This window comes from Bacillus cabrialesii, from assembly GCF_004124315.2.
GTDB classification, from domain to species: domain Bacteria; phylum Bacillota; class Bacilli; order Bacillales; family Bacillaceae; genus Bacillus; species Bacillus cabrialesii.
This window is the reverse complement of the sequence record NZ_CP096889.1, coordinates 3,817,907-3,835,022: the sequence shown is the minus strand read 5'-3', so window position 1 is coordinate 3,835,022 and position 17,116 is coordinate 3,817,907. Positions and strand designations below refer to the sequence as shown.

Annotated in this window: 17 protein-coding genes; 13 read left to right on the top strand and 4 right to left on the bottom strand. The window is 46.8% G+C overall.

What is annotated here, in order from left to right; all coding sequences use genetic code 11:
* Positions 1 to 77 precede the first annotated feature (77 nt).
* The gene (locus EFK13_RS19600) at positions 78 to 1,079 is read left to right on the top strand and encodes an LLM class flavin-dependent oxidoreductase (protein ID WP_129507276.1); all 1,002 of its coding nucleotides are present in this window, start codon (positions 78 to 80) and stop codon (positions 1,077 to 1,079) included.
* A 36-nt stretch (positions 1,080 to 1,115) separates the two neighbouring features.
* Here EFK13_RS19600 and vpr read toward each other — a convergent pair whose 3' ends face one another.
* Positions 1,116 to 3,536, bottom strand: coding sequence for a serine protease Vpr (gene vpr, locus EFK13_RS19595; RefSeq protein WP_129507219.1), 2,421 nt, complete (start codon positions 3,534 to 3,536; stop codon positions 1,116 to 1,118).
* A 528-nt stretch (positions 3,537 to 4,064) separates the two neighbouring features.
* Between vpr and EFK13_RS19590 the strand changes: the two genes are divergently transcribed.
* Together EFK13_RS19590 and sacT are read left to right on the top strand one after the other, a co-directional pair.
* Positions 4,065 to 4,367, top strand: coding sequence for a hypothetical protein (locus EFK13_RS19590; RefSeq protein WP_129507220.1), 303 nt, complete (start codon positions 4,065 to 4,067; stop codon positions 4,365 to 4,367).
* 39 nt (positions 4,368 to 4,406) lie between these two features.
* Entirely contained in the window at positions 4,407 to 5,237 is an 831-nt protein-coding gene (gene sacT, locus EFK13_RS19585; protein WP_129507221.1) for a sac operon transcriptional antiterminator SacT, read from the top strand.
* A 38-nt stretch (positions 5,238 to 5,275) separates the two neighbouring features.
* On the opposite strand, the gene EFK13_RS19580 is transcribed toward sacT, so the two are convergent.
* Complete coding sequence (locus EFK13_RS19580; RefSeq protein WP_129507222.1) at positions 5,276 to 6,046, bottom strand: formate/nitrite transporter family protein; 771 nt, start codon at positions 6,044 to 6,046, stop codon at positions 5,276 to 5,278.
* A gap of 300 nt (positions 6,047 to 6,346) precedes the next feature.
* Between EFK13_RS19580 and scrA the strand changes: the two genes are divergently transcribed.
* The 3 genes from scrA to EFK13_RS19565 all read left to right on the top strand — a co-directional run bounded on the left by scrA (position 6,347) and on the right by EFK13_RS19565 (position 9,510).
* Entirely contained in the window at positions 6,347 to 7,732 is a 1,386-nt protein-coding gene (scrA, locus tag EFK13_RS19575) for a PTS system sucrose transporter subunit IIBC (RefSeq protein ID WP_129507223.1), read from the top strand.
* Positions 7,729 to 9,168 carry a sucrose-6-phosphate hydrolase gene (sacA, locus tag EFK13_RS19570; RefSeq protein WP_129507224.1) on the top strand — a complete coding sequence of 480 codons (1,440 nt, stop codon included), beginning with the start codon at positions 7,729 to 7,731 and terminating at the stop codon, positions 9,166 to 9,168. The genes scrA and sacA overlap by 4 nt, the downstream gene beginning before the upstream one ends.
* Positions 9,169 to 9,261: 93 nt before the next feature.
* Positions 9,262 to 9,510, top strand: a complete 249-nt coding sequence (locus tag EFK13_RS19565) for a hypothetical protein (protein WP_014115608.1) — start codon at positions 9,262 to 9,264, stop codon at positions 9,508 to 9,510.
* Between the two features lie 87 nt (positions 9,511 to 9,597).
* On the opposite strand, the gene EFK13_RS19560 is transcribed toward EFK13_RS19565, so the two are convergent.
* Positions 9,598 to 10,413 carry a bifunctional hydroxymethylpyrimidine kinase/phosphomethylpyrimidine kinase gene (locus EFK13_RS19560; RefSeq protein WP_129507225.1) on the bottom strand — a complete coding sequence of 272 codons (816 nt, stop codon included), beginning with the start codon at positions 10,411 to 10,413 and terminating at the stop codon, positions 9,598 to 9,600.
* Between the two features lie 143 nt (positions 10,414 to 10,556).
* Here EFK13_RS19560 and EFK13_RS19555 point away from each other — a divergent pair, with 143 nt between their 5' ends.
* The 5 genes from EFK13_RS19555 (at position 10,557) to EFK13_RS19535 (ending at position 13,691) form a co-directional block, all read left to right on the top strand.
* The gene (locus EFK13_RS19555) at positions 10,557 to 10,895 is read left to right on the top strand and encodes a PadR family transcriptional regulator (RefSeq protein WP_129507226.1); all 339 of its coding nucleotides are present in this window, start codon (positions 10,557 to 10,559) and stop codon (positions 10,893 to 10,895) included.
* Positions 10,888 to 11,514 (top strand): permease prefix domain 1-containing protein, encoded by a 627-nt coding sequence (locus tag EFK13_RS19550; protein WP_129507227.1) that lies wholly within the window; start codon positions 10,888 to 10,890, stop codon positions 11,512 to 11,514. Before EFK13_RS19555 ends, EFK13_RS19550 begins: the two co-directional genes overlap by 8 nt.
* Positions 11,515 to 11,570: 56 nt before the next feature.
* Positions 11,571 to 12,104 (top strand): hypothetical protein, encoded by a 534-nt coding sequence (locus EFK13_RS19545; protein ID WP_129507228.1) that lies wholly within the window; start codon positions 11,571 to 11,573, stop codon positions 12,102 to 12,104.
* 88 nt (positions 12,105 to 12,192) lie between these two features.
* Positions 12,193 to 12,999: a glycosyltransferase family 2 protein gene (locus EFK13_RS19540; protein ID WP_129507229.1), complete on the top strand. Its 807-nt coding sequence runs from the start codon at positions 12,193 to 12,195 to the stop codon at positions 12,997 to 12,999.
* Positions 13,000 to 13,013: 14 nt separating this feature from the next.
* Positions 13,014 to 13,691: a uracil-DNA glycosylase gene (locus EFK13_RS19535; protein ID WP_129507230.1), complete on the top strand. Its 678-nt coding sequence runs from the start codon at positions 13,014 to 13,016 to the stop codon at positions 13,689 to 13,691.
* A 191-nt stretch (positions 13,692 to 13,882) separates the two neighbouring features.
* On the opposite strand, the gene EFK13_RS19530 is transcribed toward EFK13_RS19535, so the two are convergent.
* Positions 13,883 to 15,253: an aldehyde dehydrogenase gene (locus EFK13_RS19530; protein WP_129507231.1), complete on the bottom strand. Its 1,371-nt coding sequence runs from the start codon at positions 15,251 to 15,253 to the stop codon at positions 13,883 to 13,885.
* Between the two features lie 168 nt (positions 15,254 to 15,421).
* On the opposite strand from EFK13_RS19530, the gene EFK13_RS19525 reads away from it, so the two are divergent.
* Positions 15,422 to 15,739 carry a YwdI family protein gene (locus EFK13_RS19525; RefSeq protein ID WP_075748423.1) on the top strand — a complete coding sequence of 106 codons (318 nt, stop codon included), beginning with the start codon at positions 15,422 to 15,424 and terminating at the stop codon, positions 15,737 to 15,739.
* Positions 15,740 to 15,758: 19 nt separating this feature from the next.
* A complete protein-coding gene (locus EFK13_RS19520) occupies positions 15,759 to 17,081 on the top strand; it encodes a purine/pyrimidine permease (protein WP_129507232.1) in 1,323 nt (440 codons plus the stop codon).
* The last annotated feature ends 35 nt before the right edge of the window (positions 17,082 to 17,116 follow it).

Genomic DNA, 17,116 nt, shown 5'->3' with positions numbered 1-17,116 from the left:
GAGACACTGAAAGCAGTGTGAGCGGCTTTGGAGAAAAAATGTGGGATCAGTGTTACGATGAGGATGAGGTGGTAGGGATGATTTCGTTAAGTATATTAGATCAATCTCCAGTATCAGAGGGAAGCAGTGCAGAAATAGCCTTACAGCAAACCGTTGCGCTTGCGCAAGCTGCAGAGGAGCTTGGATATAAGAGATTTTGGGTGTCTGAGCATCACTTTTCAAAGCGGCTGGCAGGGTCAAGCCCTGAGGTGCTGATCAGTCATATAGCGGCGAAAACGAAGCGGATTCGCGTTGGATCAGGCGGAGTCATGCTGCCGCATTATAGCGCTTATAAAGTAGCTGAGAATTTCCGTGTGCTGGAGGGGCTGACACCGGGAAGAATTGATCTTGGGCTTGGCAGAGCACCGGGGGGAATGCCGATTGCGTCATGGGCGCTGAATGACGGCGGGAAGCGCAATGCCGATCAGTATCCGCAGCAAATCAAGGAGCTGACCATGTATTTGCATGATTTGGCGGATGACAAACACCGTTTTCCGAATCTGACGGCTGCGCCGCATATTTCCACCGCGCCGGATGTGTGGCTGCTTGGCTCATCTGGAGAAAGCGCGCTGCTCGCCGCTGAGTCAGGCGCTGGCTATATGTTTGCCCACTTTATCAATGGAGAGGGCGGAGAGGATACAGTCAGACAGTATAAGAGACGATTTAAGCCGTCTGTGTTAGGAGAAACGCCCCGAGCGGCAGTCGCTGTTTTTGTTCTTTGTGCTGACACGGAGGAGAAGGCAGAGGAGCTTGCGGCCGTGCTTGATTTTACGCTATTGGCAGGGGAACAGGGCATTCCTTTAGAAGGAGTTCCTTCGTTTGAAGCTGTTCGAGAAAATACGTACTCCCCGTATGAACAAAGACGAATTGCTGATAATCGAAATCGAATGATTGTCGGCACGAAAGAACAGGTTAAGGAGCAACTGTTAGCTTTGAGTAAGGCGTATGGAACAGAGGAAATCATGGCGGTGACCATTACGCATCATTTTGAAGATAAGCTCAAATCTTATCGTTTGCTGCAGGAGGCATTTGCTGACTGATCTTAAAAAGCCCTGCCGATTCGGCAGGGCTTTTTCTTATTCAACGGTAAACGGTTCTTCAGTCAGAACCTGGCTTGATTTGCCTTTATTCGCGGCATAGGCAAGCAAGTAATAGTCTCCGGCCGGAAGCTTGGTTCCGCCATTGATCGTGCCGTCCCAGTCAAAGTACTGATAGCCCTTATCTTGATTTTTATAAATGCCGGCTTGGCCTGCAAAATCAAGGTTGCTGTCATAGACGAGGAATGCCAGCTCTTCCGCTCCCGCAGGAAGGTAGGTTTCAATTTGATAGGTGCCTTGTGCAGATCCTTCGCTGACGGAGACGGATGTTACTCTCGGATAATCCGGCTCTTTGACGATCAGCAATGTAGGTATCTTGGCGACGGTTTTTCCGCCTTCTCTGACGATAACCGTCCCTTCATAGGTGCCAGCTTTTGTTTTCTTTGTATTGACCTTTACTTTTGCAGTGGCTTTTCCGGTTTTATGTGCCGGTATCACAACACGGCTTGTGCCGGATGTGGAGATGTCGCTCCCGTTAAATGAGTATTCAAGTGTGTATGACTTTCTAATGGAAGATTGGTTTTCAATCGTAAACGTTTCTTTTTTCGTTTCGTTTCCGTTTTCCTTCAAGAATGTGCCGTATGAATAGCTTCCAGGCGAGACGAGGGAGTCTGCTTTGATCGCGTTCATGATTCTCGCGCTGCCTGCGCCTTGGGCGTTATGCGGGTACACTTCTCCGTCGCCATCTTTTAAGGTGACAGCGGTATTCATGATGGCGGCTTTGATCTGTTCAACACTCCACTTTGGTTTGGCTTGTTTGATAACGGCAACCGCTCCGGCAATATGAGGCGATGCCATGCTCGTTCCTTGTTTTGATCCGTAGCCATATGGGTTTTGAGGATCGTGTGTCGGAATCGTGCTGACGATATTGACGCCTGGAGCGGAAATATCAGGCTTAATCATCCACGTATCCATAACAGGGCCGCGGGATGAGAAATCAGCCACTTGCTCACCGAGCGCTTTTGAGACTGTTAAACCGAATGTTGTTTTTGTTTCACCGGCTTTCATGGCGCTGATGAGTTTTTCGCCGTCTTCTAATGAAAGCTTAATCGTTGGCACAGACATGCCTGGCACATTGGCTTCAATTTCTCCAGAGAGGTTGTTATACACAACCATGCCGATGGCGCCGGCTTTTTTAGCGTTGTCGGCTTTATCCACAAACGCAATGCTGCCCCGTTTGACAACGGCGACTTTGCCTGTCAGATTTTTTCCTTCAAAGTCCTTTGCTTCGCCAAGTCCGGCTTCAACAAGCTCAACTTCTTTGTTATTGAGCGTTTTGACATCGTCCTCTTTGTTATACCCCATTACTTTTGCTGAAGAGTAAGAGCCGAAAGTGACGGCGTATTCGTTGAGCGGCAGCTGAGTCGCACCGACAGAAATCGCTTCTCTTGATGTGCCAGGCGATCCGACTGTCCAGCCGTTCGGGCCGCTGTTACCGTTTGACGTAACCGCGACAACACCTTCTGACATGGCCCAGTCAAGCGCTGTGCTCGTCGCCCAGTCGGGATTGTTTAAAGAGTTTCCGAGAGACAGGTTCATCACATCTGCTCCGTCCTGTACAGCGCGTTCCACGCCCGCAATGACGTTTTCCGTTGTGCCGCTTCCGCCAGGGCCCAGCACGCGGTAAGCAAGAAGTGTGGCATCAGGCGCTACGCCTTTAATTGTTCCGTTTGCGGCTACCGTTCCGGCTACGTGTGTGCCGTGGTCAGTTGCTTCACCTCTTGGATCGCCGGTTGGTGTTTCTTTCGGGTCGTAATCATTGTCTACAAAATCGTATCCTTTATATTGTCCGAAGCTTTTCTTTAAATCCGGGTGATTGTATTCAACGCCGGTATCAATAATCGCCACCTTGACGCCTTTTCCTGTGTAGCCTAAATCCCATGCGTCGTTTGCTCCGATATACGGCGCGCTATCGTCCATTTGCGGAGATACGGCGTCTTCAGAAATGGTGACATCTTGATCCTTTATATTGTCCGTTTTATAGGTGACGTTCGGATAAACAGCCTTTACATCTTTTACTGCAAGAAGTTTTGGAATCTCATTAGCTGGGAGCTTCATAGAAAAGCCTGAAAACACCTGCTCATATTCCCGGTTTACTTTTCCGTTTTTCACCGCTTTGACAGCACTGTTTTTGGCTTTTGTTCGAGCGGTTTTCAGCTTGCTTTTCGTTTGGCTTTCTCCCGCTTCCTTCGCCTCTGCCAAGGATTTTTCTTTTAATTCCACAATAACGGTTGTTTTTTTGCTTGTTGTCATGTCGATATCACCGAATACCTCGGCTTTTTCCAGGTCAGCCGACGATTTTGAAGAAATCGGAGCTGCCTGTACGCCTGTCATTCCTGTGGATAACGTAAAAAATAAAACAAAACTTACAAGCAGAAAGCGAATGATTCCATGTTTCAATGTGTTTCCCCCTTTGTGTTTTAGAAAAAATGTTAAAGACCTAGTATATATTTCTTGAAAATTCAAAAAAATCCTTGTGTCATTTGGACCAATTATTGGATTTCGTTTGTGTATAAGGAAGGAGTTATACACAGAACCCTGTGTATAAGTGAATAAACCTGTGTATATATATAGTTGGGAATGTATGTTCCTATACAAAATATAGACAGTTGTTGTGGACATGTGGATATCCCTTGTGATTAAGTTGTTCTTATCTTTGGGATAACTTGTGTATAAATTTTCAAAGCGGTTCACCAATTTTCATTTCATTTCTTTCAGCTTTCAACAAAACTTCTAAAAACTAGTTGGTTTTTTCACTCAGATTGTGACAAAGAATTCTCTTTCCGCGGTCTATCATAGAGTTATGAGTTTTGCTAGAGCCGCTAGTTTGCGAGAAAAGAAATCGGCCGTCTTTTCACGCGGGCTCGGCTGAGAAAACGGGCTGCTAAAAAGGCTGCCTGCCAAAAAGAAGCGGAGGGATGTTTTTATATGAAACGTTTGCTTGTATCTTTACGGGTGTGGATGGTCTTTTTGATGAACTGGGTGACGCCGGACAGAAAAACTGCGGCTGCCGGGGTCTATTCGGCTCAGCGTACATATCAAAGAAAAGCGGCGGTGCAGGCCGCGGGACTTGTTTCGTTTTATGAATGGCGGATGGCTGTGAATGAGGAAGAAAAGCAGAAAGCGAAAGCCGCCGCGCTTTATAAAAGAAGATGTCTGCAAGCCTTCAAGGAATCGCCTAAGCAGGAGAGAGCTGGCCCGCATCTTTACATGGCGGTCAAAAGGAGGTAAAATCCCAGTCAAAAGCAAATTGGCGGGAGAGATAGCCTCTTGAAAATCTATAAAGTATTAAACAACAATGCGGCTTTAATAAAAGAGGATGATCAGGAAAAAATCGTAATGGGACCGGGAATCGCTTTTCAAAAAAAGAAAAATGATCTCATCCCTATGAATAAAGTGGAAAAGATCTTTGTCGTGCGCGACGAGAATGAAAAGTTCAAACAAATCCTGCAAACGCTGCCGGAGGAGCATATTGAAATAGCTGAGGATATCATTAGCTATGCGGAAGGGGAGCTCGCGGCGCCGCTGAGCGACCACATTCATATCGCGCTTTCTGACCATTTGTCCTTTGCGATCGAAAGGATTCAAAATGGGCTGTCTGTGCAGAATAAATTGCTGCATGAAATAAAGGCGCTCTATAAAAAAGAATATGAGATCGGCCTGTGGGCGATCGGACACGTAAAAGAGACATTGGGCGTGTCCCTGCCTGAAGATGAAGCGGGTTATATTGCCCTTCATATCCATACGGCGAAGATGGATGCGGAGAGCATGTATTCAGCGCTGAAGCATACGACCATGATCAAAGAAATGATAGAGAAAATAGAACAATACTTTAATCGAAAGGTGGATGAAAACAGCATTTCCTATCAACGCCTTGTCACGCATTTGCGATACGCGGTCAGCCGGTTGGAATCAAATGAAGCGCTCCATCGTATGGACGAGGAGATGCTTTATTTCATCCAAAAAAAGTATTCATTTGCCTATCAATGTGCGCTGGCGCTGGCGGAGTTTTTGAAAAATGAATATCAATTACATTTGCCGGAGTCCGAGGCCGGCTATATCACGCTGCATGTCCAGCGTCTTCAAGATCTCTCGGAATAACCGCTTTGACTTGCAGGGAGTGATCTCTGGAAGTTTTTTTATTTATCGGGATTGAGCGTATAGTACATCCAGCCCATCATTACGATTCCGGCGGTCAGATTGCCGAGCGTCACAGGAATTAAGTTTCTGACTGCTCCCATCAGTGTCACCGTATCAGGGTGCTCGATTAAAAGTGAGATGGCGAATGTGCACATGTTGGCAATGCTGTGCTCAAAGCCGGAAATAAAGAAGCAGAAAACGAAAAGCATCATGGCAAACAGCTTGGCTCCTTCCCCTTTGAGAGACATCGGAATGAAAAAGGCGAGGCACACAAGCCAATTGCACAGCATTCCTCTGAAAAACAGTTCGGAAGCGGAAGGCTCCATTTTGTGCTCTGCCAGATGAATCAAAAAGGAATGAACAGAAGCCTCCTCAAAAAGCCCTGTCGCGCCGATCAGGATGGCAAACAGAATGGCGCCGATCAAATTGCCGGCATAGCTTGACAACCACAGGTAAAGGGTGTCGCGCCAGCGGATTTTTTTTCGGAGCGCGGTATAGGTGAAATAAAAGGTGTTGCCGGTAAATAAATCCCCGCCGCCGTAAGCAATCAGCACAATAGCGGCCCCGAATGTGGCAGCCGCTGCCGGAAAGGCAAATGGAGAATCAGCCATGGAGAAATAGCTGCCTGTTTTGCTGGCGGCTGTAATGCCGAATCCGATAAACATGCTGGCTAAAATGGATCGGAGCACATAACGGATTTTGCTTGAAGCGAATATGTTTTGTTTTTTTAGAGCGTATTGTTCAACCTTTTGCAATGCTTGAGTTTCCATTGTCTTTTCCTGCTTTCTTAGAAGGTTGAGCATAGTATAGCATGATATTGTGAAATGTTTCACAAATATTTTTACGAATTTTTGTCTAAATGTTTTATCAAACTTTTTAACTAAAAAAACAGTTGACGAAAACGCTATCATGAATTATGATGAAAGCGTATTCTTAATCTGAATAAGCGGGATTGTGACTGGTAAAGCAGGCAAGACCTAAAATTTGCGTAAATGAAAAAGGATCGCTGTGTCCTTTATTCGTTGGCGAATTTTAGGTCTTTTTTGTTTAAATAAAAGGGGGAAAAACAGATGGATTACAAAGAGACTGCAAAACGCCTTATTGAGCTTCTCGGGGGGAAAGAAAACATAATCAGCGCGGCTCATTGTGCAACAAGACTGCGTTTAGTGATGAAAGATGAATCAAAGATAGATCAAGAACAAGTAGAAGAGCTTGATGGCGTCAAAGGCGCTTTCAGCAGCTCTGGCCAGTACCAAATCATTTTCGGAACAGGCCTTGTGAATAAGGTGTACGACGCTTTTTCAAAGGAAGCCGACATTGAGAGTCAAGAACACGTAAATCATCAGGATGCGGCAAAAGAAAAACTGAATCCCGCTGCGAGATTTGCGAAAACGCTTTCTAATATTTTTGTTCCAATCATCCCCGCTATTGTGGCCAGCGGCCTATTAATGGGATTGCTGGGTATGGTCAATGCGTTTCATTGGATGAGCAAGGATTCTGCGCTGCTCCAGCTGCTTGATATGTTTTCAAGTGCAGCATTTATTTTCTTGCCGATTCTAATCGGAGTAAGCGCTTCAAAAGAATTTGGCAGTAACCCGTACTTGGGAGCGGTCATCGGGGGAATCATGATTCATCCGACACTTTTGAATCCATGGGGTTTGGCGGAAGCGACACCTGATTATATGCATCTTTTCGGATTTGATATCGCGCTTCTCGGCTACCAGGGAACTGTCATCCCTGTATTGCTGGCGGTTTATGTCATGAGCAAGGTAGAGAAATGGACAAGAAAAGTGGTTCCGCATGCGGTAGATTTGCTTGTGACACCTTTTGTCACAGTGATTGTCACCGGGTTTGTCGCTTTTATCGCGATTGGTCCTCTGGGCAGAGCGCTTGGCTCCGGCATTACGGTTGCTTTAACTTATGTCTATGACCATGCCGGTTTTGTTGCGGGGCTGATTTTCGGGGGCACGTATTCACTCATCGTACTGACAGGCGTTCATCACAGCTTCCATGCGATTGAGGCAGGTCTTATTGCAGATATAGGCAAAAACTACTTGCTGCCGATCTGGTCAATGGCGAATGTCGCACAGGGCGGGGCCGGCCTTGCCGTCTTCTTTATGGCTAAAAAAGCAAAGACAAAAGAAATCGCGCTTCCGGCTGCATTTTCCGCTTTTCTCGGCATTACTGAGCCCGTCATATTCGGAGTCAATCTTCGCTATCGTAAGCCATTTATCGCCGCGATGATCGGAGGCGCGCTGGGTGGTGCATATGTCGTCTTTACACATGTTGCTGCAAACGCTTACGGGTTAACGGGTATTCCGATGATCGCCATTGCTGCGCCGTTTGGCATGGGCAACTTGATCAACTATCTGATTGGGATGGCCATTGCGGGAGTGTCAGCATTCATTGCAGCGTTTATCATGAAGATTAATGAGGATGAGGGGAGAAAAAAATGACAGCACATGATCAGGAGCTTCGTCGCCGGGCTTATGAAGAAGTGGAGAAAAAAGAGCCTATCGCCAACAGCGATCCGCACCGCCAGAATTTTCACATTATGCCGCCGATTGGGCTATTGAATGACCCGAATGGCGTGATTTATTGGAAGGGAAAATATCATTTGTTTTTTCAGTGGCAGCCGTTTCAGACGGGGCACGGCGCGAAATTTTGGGGGCATTATACGACACAGGACGTTGTGACTTGGAAGCGGGAAGACATTGCGCTCGCTCCGAGTGACTGGTTCGATAAAAACGGCTGCTACTCGGGCAGCGCTGTCACGAAAGACGATCGGCTCTATCTGTTTTACACAGGAAATGTCAGGGATCAGGATGGGAATCGGGAAACGTATCAATGCCTTGCTGTTTCTGACGACGGGCTGTCCTTTGAGAAAAAGGGTGTTGTCGCACGCCTCCCGGAAGGATACACGCCGCATTTTCGTGATCCGAAGGTATGGGAGCATGAAGGCACATGGTATATGGTGATCGGTGCGCAAACGGAGAATATGCAAGGACACGCGGTGTTGTTTGCTTCTGATAACCTGACAGAGTGGAGATTTCTCGGCCCGATAACCGGCGCGGGCTTCAACGGGTTGGACGATTTCGGATACATGTGGGAATGCCCTGATTTGTTTTCTCTTCAAGGAACAGATGTGCTGATTGTCTCGCCTCAAGGGCTTGAGGCTGACGGTTTTCGTTATCAGAATGTGTATCAATCAGGTTATTTTGTCGGGCGTCTCGATTATAACAAGCTTGAACTGAAGCATGGTGATTTTACGGAGCTTGATCAAGGCTTTGATTTTTACGCGCCGCAAACACTTGAAGACGATCAGGGAAGGCGGATTTTGTTTGCATGGATGGCCGTGCCTGATCAGGATGAAGGGTTCCATCCGACGATTGACTATCACTGGATTCACTGTATGACGCTGCCAAGACAGCTGACACTATCAGGACAAAAACTGATTCAGCAGCCGCTGCCTGAGTTGAAAGCCATGCGCAGGAATGAGAAAAACATACAAATCAACATGCATGGATCATCTGGTACGATTCCGGTTGAAAACCCTGAAAGAGCTGAGATCCTGATCAAAGACATTGATACGGAGTCTGGATTTTCAATCAAAATCCGCGGTACGGCCGCATTTTCCTTCCATAAGGACGAGGGGGTCGTCACGCTGGAGCGGACGAGCTTCGACGGAAAAAGAACAGAAGCGAGACATTGCCAGATCAAGGATTTGCATACCGTGCACATGTTTATCGACGCGTCATCTGTGGAAATCTTTATCAATGACGGAGAAGAGGTCTTCAGTGCGAGATATTTTCCTTTCCCGGGAAATCATGAAGTGAAAGCCAGCTCGACAGGAAAATCTGCTATGAACGTCGGAATTTGGACACTGATGTAGAAAATCCTTCTATTTTCTTATGTGAAATCTGAGCCATCTGTGCTATTCTTCAACGATAACCTACTATTTTTTACTGTAAAAGGAGTTGTTTTCTTGAATATACATGAACAGAAGATAACACCGGAATGTTTGGAAAAGGCTGCGGACCAAGTTGAAGATAAGCGGGAAGAATATAAGGATGTGCTGCTGCAGCTGAAAAAAATGCTTGGCGGAACAACGCCGCACAGTGAAACGGCGGAGATTCTTTCGCGGGCATATGAGCAAATGAAGGAATACGCACTCTTTGTTCAGTCGATAGAAGCATTTTTGAGGAAATCTGCGAACAATTTAAAAGTCAAATAAACAGGCTGCCGATGGAATCGGCAGTTTTTCTGTGAAAATTCTTCGTTCATAAAAAAAGCTGCCTCTCTATAAGGCAGCCTTTTTTGTTTATGATTGTTTATTTAGGCGAAGCGCGGAATGCTTCGTAGGTCCGACATACTGGTTGAGCGGGAAGGATTCTTTAATGGCAGCGGTAATGAATTCTTTCGCTGCGTAAATGGCTTCTTTGACATCCGCACCTTTGGCGAGCTCTGCTGTCACGGCTGCTGAGAACGTACAGCCTGCGCCATGTGTATAAGGCGTATCGATCATTTCGCTTTCAAGAACTTCCGCTGTTTCTCCGTCATAGAGAACATCAACGGCTTTTTCGTGTTTGAGTTTGCCCCCGCCTGTAATCACGACATATTGAGCGCCGAGTGCGTGAATTTTTTTCGCAGCTTCGATCATATCGTCAACTGTTTTTAATTCATCCATGCCGCTGAGCTGGCTGGCTTCAAACAGATTCGGCGTAATGACAGTGGCTAGCGGCGCTAATTGCTCGCGCAGGGCTTGGGCGTGCTCCGGATAAAGGACTTCATTTGCTCCTTTGCAAACCATGACCGGGTCAATCACCACATTTTTTAATTGTTTTTCTTTGATCGTTTTTGCCGCAAGCTCGATAATCTCAACGGTTGGCAGCATACCTGTTTTCAAGGCGTCCACACCGATGCCGTCCATAATCGTTGCAAGCTGGGCGCGGATTGTATCAGTATCGATCGGGAAGACTTGATGGTCCCAGCTGTTGTTCGGGTCCATCGCAACGATCACCGTTAAGGCGGTCATCCCGTATACGTTTTTTTCTTGAAATGTTTTTAAATCAGCTTGAATCCCAGCACCGCCGCTGGAATCTGAGCCTGCAATGGTGAGTGCTTTATGCATAGACATGTCTTGAACCTCCATCATGTTTTATCTTTCATTATAGTTAGATTTTCTCTGTATCACAATATAGAAGATCTATAGGAATCATTTGACAATACACAGAGGCTTTCGTAAAATGCTACATAAGAATACTAGGTAGGGGTTTTGTAATGTTAGATCGTGAGCTGGTGAAGGGCAGTACTGTTATATTGGTATTGACCCTTCTGAACGAGCGGCCGATGTACGGCTATGAGCTTGTCAAAGAAATGGGAACACGCAGCGGTAATGAACTGCAGATGAAAGAGGGAACCTTGTATCCTTCTCTTCATAAGCTTGAACGACAAGGGTTTATTTCATCATATTGGGAGAAGCAGGAGAAAGGGCCGGACCGCAAATATTACCGGATTACAGATGAAGGACAAGAGGTGCTGGCGGAACGCACGAAGGAATGGAACGTATTTTCCGCTATGATGGACCGAATGTTGAAGCGGGGCGGGCAGAATGGATAAAAAAACGTATTTATCCGAAATCAACAACGGGCTTAAAGGGCTTCCTGAAGTTGAGGCAGTGGTAGATGAGATTGAGAGCCATATTGAACATCATTTGTTCCACTCTTTTCAGGAAGGGAAAAGTGAAGAGGAAGCTATGGAGACTTTAATGCAGGCGTTTGGAACACCAGCTGAGATCGTTTCTTCGTTTAAGAAAGAACAGCCTGTATCGTTCCGAGCGTTTTTAATGTTCCATCTTTCCTTTAACAGCACACTATTCGCTGTCGGTATCGTCATTACGATGATGCATGTCTGGCTTGAATCGCCCATTGTTCATGCCGTATGGAAAGGCATTTCTGTTTCTGTGTGGCTAATCTTAGCTGCATATGTGATCTACTGGGTGCTGATTGGGTATCAAGGGATGAGGGAGTTTGGAAAACGCGGAGAACAGCTTGTTCTACATACGATTCTGATTTGCATGGTGCCAAACATCATTTTTATGCTTGTTTTTCTATTTCATTTGATTCCTGTTGTGCTGTTTCAATCCTTGCTGACACCTTGGTTTGTTGGAACCTGCGCTTGTGCAACACTGTTATTTCCATTATTCGGCCGAATGGGCTGTTATATAGGCAGGCGTTAGCTTGCCTGATTTTTTCTGTATATACATAGAATTTCTATGTAAGGAAGGTGTATGTGGTGAAGATTAGTTCTTGTTTATATGGTTTTTTAGCTCATGGAGCAGTATTTTTGTTTACGGGCGGCTGCATGCTCTTGGCTATGTTAGCCAGCTTGCCTTTTGCTTTTCTACTTGATCGGATGCCTGATGTCGTATATACAGCCGGTGCCATTATTATGCTGTTTTGTTCATATGCTTACGTCTGGTTTTTGGCGGTCCGGTTTGCATATAACCAGAAAATGCGTCTGTTCCAGGTTCAATTGGGGTCCTTTGTATTGCTGGCCATCATGATATCTTTGTTTTTATTAGATGGATCCAGTATGAAAGACATCTTGAGGAATTGGGACGATACAGGCTGTGCTTTTGTTCCGCCGGCTTTTACGTTTTTGTGTCTTTCTTATGCGCTGGTGCTGCTTCCGGTCTATCAATCTAAGCTGTGGCGTCTCATCCTTCCGAATGGCGTCCGCTTGAAAGATCTTCTTCATGTCTGTGGAGATCTGATACTGATCATGGTGCTTCTGGTCGGAGCCACTTTGCTGTTTCTATCATTCTAGTATCCGTTTCGGTAGGATCTTCCCACTGATCTCCCGTCCAATATATGTTTTAATAGTACATGACTATGAAAATGAGAAGGAGTGCATCATGAAGATTTCTATCGTAATTGTGACCTATAATCGGATTCCGGCTTTGTGTGAGCTTCTGGAGTCGATTTCTGAGCAGACCTTGAAGCCGTATGAAATCATTATTGTGAATGATGCCGGGGAATCGGTTGTGCCGGTCAAAGCACTGTATCCGGAGCTGCCGATTGCTGTCATCAATTTAGAAAAGAACTCGGGGCATGTGGCTGCGAGAAATGCGGGTGTGAAAGAGGCGTCTGGCGATTGCATTATGCTTTGTGATGACGATGATTTCTTTACGCTGGGGCATGTGGAGAGAATGGCGAAGGAAATAGAAACGGCAGATTTCGTTCATTCTGATGCGGAAATTGTCTCGTTTGAAGAGAACAACGGAACAAGATATCCTGTTTCACGGAAGCTGTTTGCTTATACCGCTGACTATGAGGATATGAGAGTGTTCTCTACATATGTGCCGTCTGGCAGCATGTACAGACGTTTTCTGCATGATGAAATCGGGTATTTCGATGCTGATGTGCACAATTATTGGGACTGGGATTTTTATTTGCGCGCGGCGAAAGATTACCGGGTGAAGCGTGTTCCTTGCGCCAGTGTGATTTATGCCTTCAGTGACGCGGGAGACAATCAGTCTGCGGACCTTGGCGCCAAGCGGAAACAGTATTTAGATCGTTTAAGTGAAAAGCACGGACTCGGGGAACTGCCGACGAAAAACTTTGCCGTCCTGCTTGAAGAGCCTGAGATGAAAAGACGGGAAGCACAAAGTGAAATCGTTTGGGATGGCAAACCTGTCTATTCCAGACTTCATCGTTCGTAAGGGAGGCCTGAATCTTGAAACAGCTATTACAGGACAGCTGGTGGAATCAGCTGAAGGAAGAGTTTGAGAAACCGTATTATCAAGAGCTCAGAGAAATGCTGAAGCGGGAATACGCGGAGCAAACGATTTATCCGGACAGCCGGGATATTTTTAATGCGCTGCATTATACCTTATACGATGATGTCAAGGTCGTCATCCTTGGCCAAGACCCGTATCACGGGCCGGGACAGGCTCAAGGCTTAAGCTTCTCCGTAAAGCCGGGTGTGAAGCAGCCGCCTTCATTAAGGAATATCTTTCTTGAGCTGCAGCAGGATATCGGGTGCAGCATCCCGAATCACGGGTCGCTTGTCAGCTGGGCCAAGCAAGGGGTTCTGTTGCTGAATACTGTGCTGACAGTAAGGCGCGGACAGGCGAATTCCCATAAGGGAAAAGGCTGGGAGCGTCTGACGGACCGGGTGATTGACGTGCTGAATGAAAGGGAGCGGCCGGTGGTCTTTATTTTGTGGGGCCGGCATGCCCAAATGAAAAAAGAACGGATCGACACGTCCAAGCATTTTATCATTGAATCCACGCATCCCAGCCCGTTTTCGGCGAGAAACGGATTTTTCGGAAGCAGACCGTTTTCCCGGGCGAATGCGTGCCTGGAGAAAATGGGAGAGGCGCCGATTGATTGGTGTATAAAGGATTTGTAAAAAGCGCAGATACTCTGCGCTTTCAGCGTGTCGACAAACCCTCGCATTCGTTGTCAAGGCTGCGCTTCGGTGCTCGCCTTTCCTAGAGTTCAAGGGTTTTCAATCACGCTGAAAAGATGACAAAATGCTAAAACTACAACCCGTTTTAGCATTTTGTCAACAATTTGAAAGCGCAGATCATCTGCGCTTTTTTATTTAAGTATTTTCCGAATCATTCGCAGCCCGTTTTTGGAAGAAGGATAACGAAATGCGAAGTCGAAGCGGTTCGTTTGTTTGACGACGCTTTTTTTGTGTGTAAATGTGTGAAAGCTGTCAAATCCATGATAACTGCCGATGCCGCTTTCTCCAACGCCGCCGAATGGCAAATACGGTGTCGCGACGTGCATTAACGTATCGTTGACACAGCCGCCGCCAAACGACAGATTCTCTAAAACAGTCCGCTCGATTTCTTTGTTTGTTGTGAAGACATACAGAGCGAGCGGCTTTGGGCGTGATTGGACTTTCTCGATGACTTCATCGATATCGCCGTACGTAAACAGCGGAAGAATCGGCCCGAAAATCTCCTCCCGCATCACTGGAGAGTCATCCTTCACTTGCTCTAGAATCGTGGGCGCTATTTTGTGGTGAACAGGATCAGATTGTCCGCCTGCAAGCGGGACGCCATCATTCAGAAAGCTGATCAGCCGCTGATAGTGGCGTTCACTGACAATTTTGCCGTACTGCGGATTTTGTTCAGGCTGAGGGCCGTAAAATTCACTGATCGCACGCTTCATTTCTTCTGTAAGCTTCGTTTTGATGTCTTCATGGACAAATAAATAATCCGGTGCGATGCATGTTTGTCCCGCATTTGTAAATTTCCCGAAGACGATGCGTTTGGCGGCAAGCTGTATATCAGCATCCTTATGGACAATGCAGGGGCTTTTGCCGCCGAGCTCCAAGGTAACGGGAATTAATTGTTTGGCGGCGGCCTCCATGACGATTTTTCCCACGGCAACGCTGCCGGTGAAGAAAATATAGTCAAAGGGCTGCTGTAATAACGCTGTGCTGACGTCGGGCCCGCCCTCCGCCATAGCGACATAACCACTTGGAAAAACGCTGCTGATGAGTTTGGAAAGAACAGCGGATACAGCCGGCGTATATTCTGACGGTTTGAGAACGACCGTGTTTCCGGCCGCAATGGCTCCTATCAAGGGTGAAAGTGCCAGCTGCAAGGGATAATTCCAAGGCGCAATCACCAAAACGGTTCCATACGACTCAGGGATAATCATGCTTTTCGAGCCTAGATGAGTCAGCGGCGTTTTGACTCGTTTCGGCTTGATCCATTTTCCCAGCCGCTTCATCACAAAGCTGATTTCCTCCAGTACAACTCCGATTTCTGTCGTGTACGACTCCTGTTCGGATTTGTGGAGATCCTGATAGAGAGCGGCTGTTATATCGGCTTCATGTGTTTTGATGGCATGTTTCAGCTTTTGCAACATGTTCAGTCTCGATTCTAGCGATCTTGTATGCCCCGCCGCAAAATAGGCTTTGTGCTTGCTGATGATAGAGGGGATGCTGTTCATTCCCGTCGCTCCTTTTTTGTAAGGTATGGTGATTCATTATGTGAAAAATCTCTTCTGCTTGTCAAATGCGCAAGGTTTGTCAGAAAAAATAACAAACTCATATCTGCGTTTACGGCAGGAATTTGATAAAATGCAGGAAGACGACATTTATTTTTTGGAGGATTGTTGATGAACATTCATATATCTGCTTTGATTCAAAAGATGGAAGAGGAGCTGAAAAAAGCAAAGACAGCAGAACGGGATGAGGAGCTGAAGCGTTATGTAGCGGTTGTCCGATCTTTGTGTGACGTCGTGCTGGATCAGCCGGAGACTGCGAGCGCGCCCCGCATCCAGCCGAGCAGCACGCCGAGTCATGCCGCGCCGCCATCGACAGACCAGCTGATGATGGAAAAAATGATGGGAAGCGCTGGATTAACTAAATATCGAAAACAGGAAAAAGAGAAGCAGGAAGAGGATGGAAACGGAGAATCTTTATTTGATTTTTAATGAGAAAGGTTGAGCTCACGTGAAATTGGTTCTTGGCGCACTCCAATGGACAGCGTTTATCATTGCTGCGGCGATTGTTGTTCCGGTGGCGGTTGCCCAGTCGTTTCATTTGGATCACTCTGATTCTGCGAGACTGATCCAAAGCACCTTTTTTGTACTGGGAATTGCCGCGGTCATTCAGTGTTTGAAAGGCCACAGACTGCCGATCAATGAAAGCCCCGCAGGCTTGTGGTGGGGAGTGTATACGATCTACGCCGGGCTGGCGGGAACTGTGTTTGCGACATATGGGGACACACTGCGCGGTTTGCAGGGGGCGCTTCTTGTAAGCGCTGTATGTTTCTTTTTGTTAAGTGTCTTCAAGGTCATAGACCGGCTTGCCGCCTTGTTTACCCCGGTTGTAACGGGTGTCTATTTATTGCTGCTGGTGATGCAGCTGAGTCAGCCCATTATAAAAGGAATTCTCGGCATCGGCTATCGAAAGGACGGGGTGGACGGTCTTGTATTTGGCCTGGCGCTTGTTGTGATTGCTGCCGCCTTTTTGATGACAAATTCGAACATCATGTTTTTTAAGCAATATTCGATTTTATTGGCGCTGTTCGGCGGATGGGTGCTGTTTGCGGCTGCCGGAGCGGCAAAGCCGATGGAAATGCCGGACCGGCTGTTTCAGCTGCCTTCCTTGTTTCCTTTTGGCACCCCGCTATTTAACAGCGGCCTGATCATCACTTCCGTTTTTATTACCATCCTGCTGATCGTGAATATGCTGGCAAGCATGAAGGTTGTGGATATCGCCGTGAAAAAATTCGGCAAACAGCCGGATGGACAGCATCACGAACGCCATGCCGGTTTTGCCGCTTCATTCAGCCATCTGCTCAGCGGTTTGACGGGAGCCATTGCACCGGTTCCGATTTCGGGAGCCGCGGGTTTTATCGAGACGACCAAAATGCCTTCTAAAAAACCGTTTATGATTGGCAGTATTTTGGTGGTCGTGATCAGCGTGATCCCATTTTTTATGAATGCATTTGCGAGCCTGCCTTCACCTGTTGGGTTTGCGGTAAACTTTGTTGTGTTCTCCGCCATGGGCGGTCTGGCTTTTGCAGAATTTGATTCATATGAGAAAGCGGAACTGAAAAGGGTGCGGTCTGTGATCGGCATCTCGCTGCTGACAGGGGTCGGTATCATGTTTGTTCCTGAAACTGCGTTAAAGGGATTGCATCCGGTATTTATTTCTCTTTTGAGTAACGGACTCGTATTAGGGACGCTTGCTGCAATAGCGGCAGACCAGTTTCAGCTGTGGCGCAGGAAAAAATCCGACAATCTCGTGTCATCGGAGAACAAACATTGAATTTTGATACAGGTGCGATAAGATAAATGATATGA

What these genes read in the sequence shown, in the direction of transcription:
- EFK13_RS19525 (WP_075748423.1), top strand. Translation starts at nt 15,422, where the DNA reads ATGAACATTCATATATCTGCTTTGATTCAAAAGATGGAAGAGGAGCTG.
- EFK13_RS19540 (WP_129507229.1), top strand. Translation starts at nt 12,193, where the DNA reads ATGAAGATTTCTATCGTAATTGTGACCTATAATCGGATTCCGGCTTTG.
- EFK13_RS19580 (WP_129507222.1), bottom strand. Translation starts at nt 6,046, where the DNA reads ATGGAAACTCAAGCATTGCAAAAGGTTGAACAATACGCTCTAAAAAAA.
- EFK13_RS19560 (WP_129507225.1), bottom strand. Translation starts at nt 10,413, where the DNA reads ATGTCTATGCATAAAGCACTCACCATTGCAGGCTCAGATTCCAGCGGC.
- EFK13_RS19590 (WP_129507220.1), top strand. Translation starts at nt 4,065, where the DNA reads ATGAAACGTTTGCTTGTATCTTTACGGGTGTGGATGGTCTTTTTGATG.
- EFK13_RS19550 (WP_129507227.1), top strand. Translation starts at nt 10,888, where the DNA reads ATGGATAAAAAAACGTATTTATCCGAAATCAACAACGGGCTTAAAGGG.
- sacA (WP_129507224.1), top strand. Translation starts at nt 7,729, where the DNA reads ATGACAGCACATGATCAGGAGCTTCGTCGCCGGGCTTATGAAGAAGTG.
- scrA (WP_129507223.1), top strand. Translation starts at nt 6,347, where the DNA reads ATGGATTACAAAGAGACTGCAAAACGCCTTATTGAGCTTCTCGGGGGG.
- EFK13_RS19530 (WP_129507231.1), bottom strand. Translation starts at nt 15,253, where the DNA reads ATGAACAGCATCCCCTCTATCATCAGCAAGCACAAAGCCTATTTTGCG.
- EFK13_RS19555 (WP_129507226.1), top strand. Translation starts at nt 10,557, where the DNA reads ATGTTAGATCGTGAGCTGGTGAAGGGCAGTACTGTTATATTGGTATTG.
- EFK13_RS19600 (WP_129507276.1), top strand. Translation starts at nt 78, where the DNA reads ATGATTTCGTTAAGTATATTAGATCAATCTCCAGTATCAGAGGGAAGC.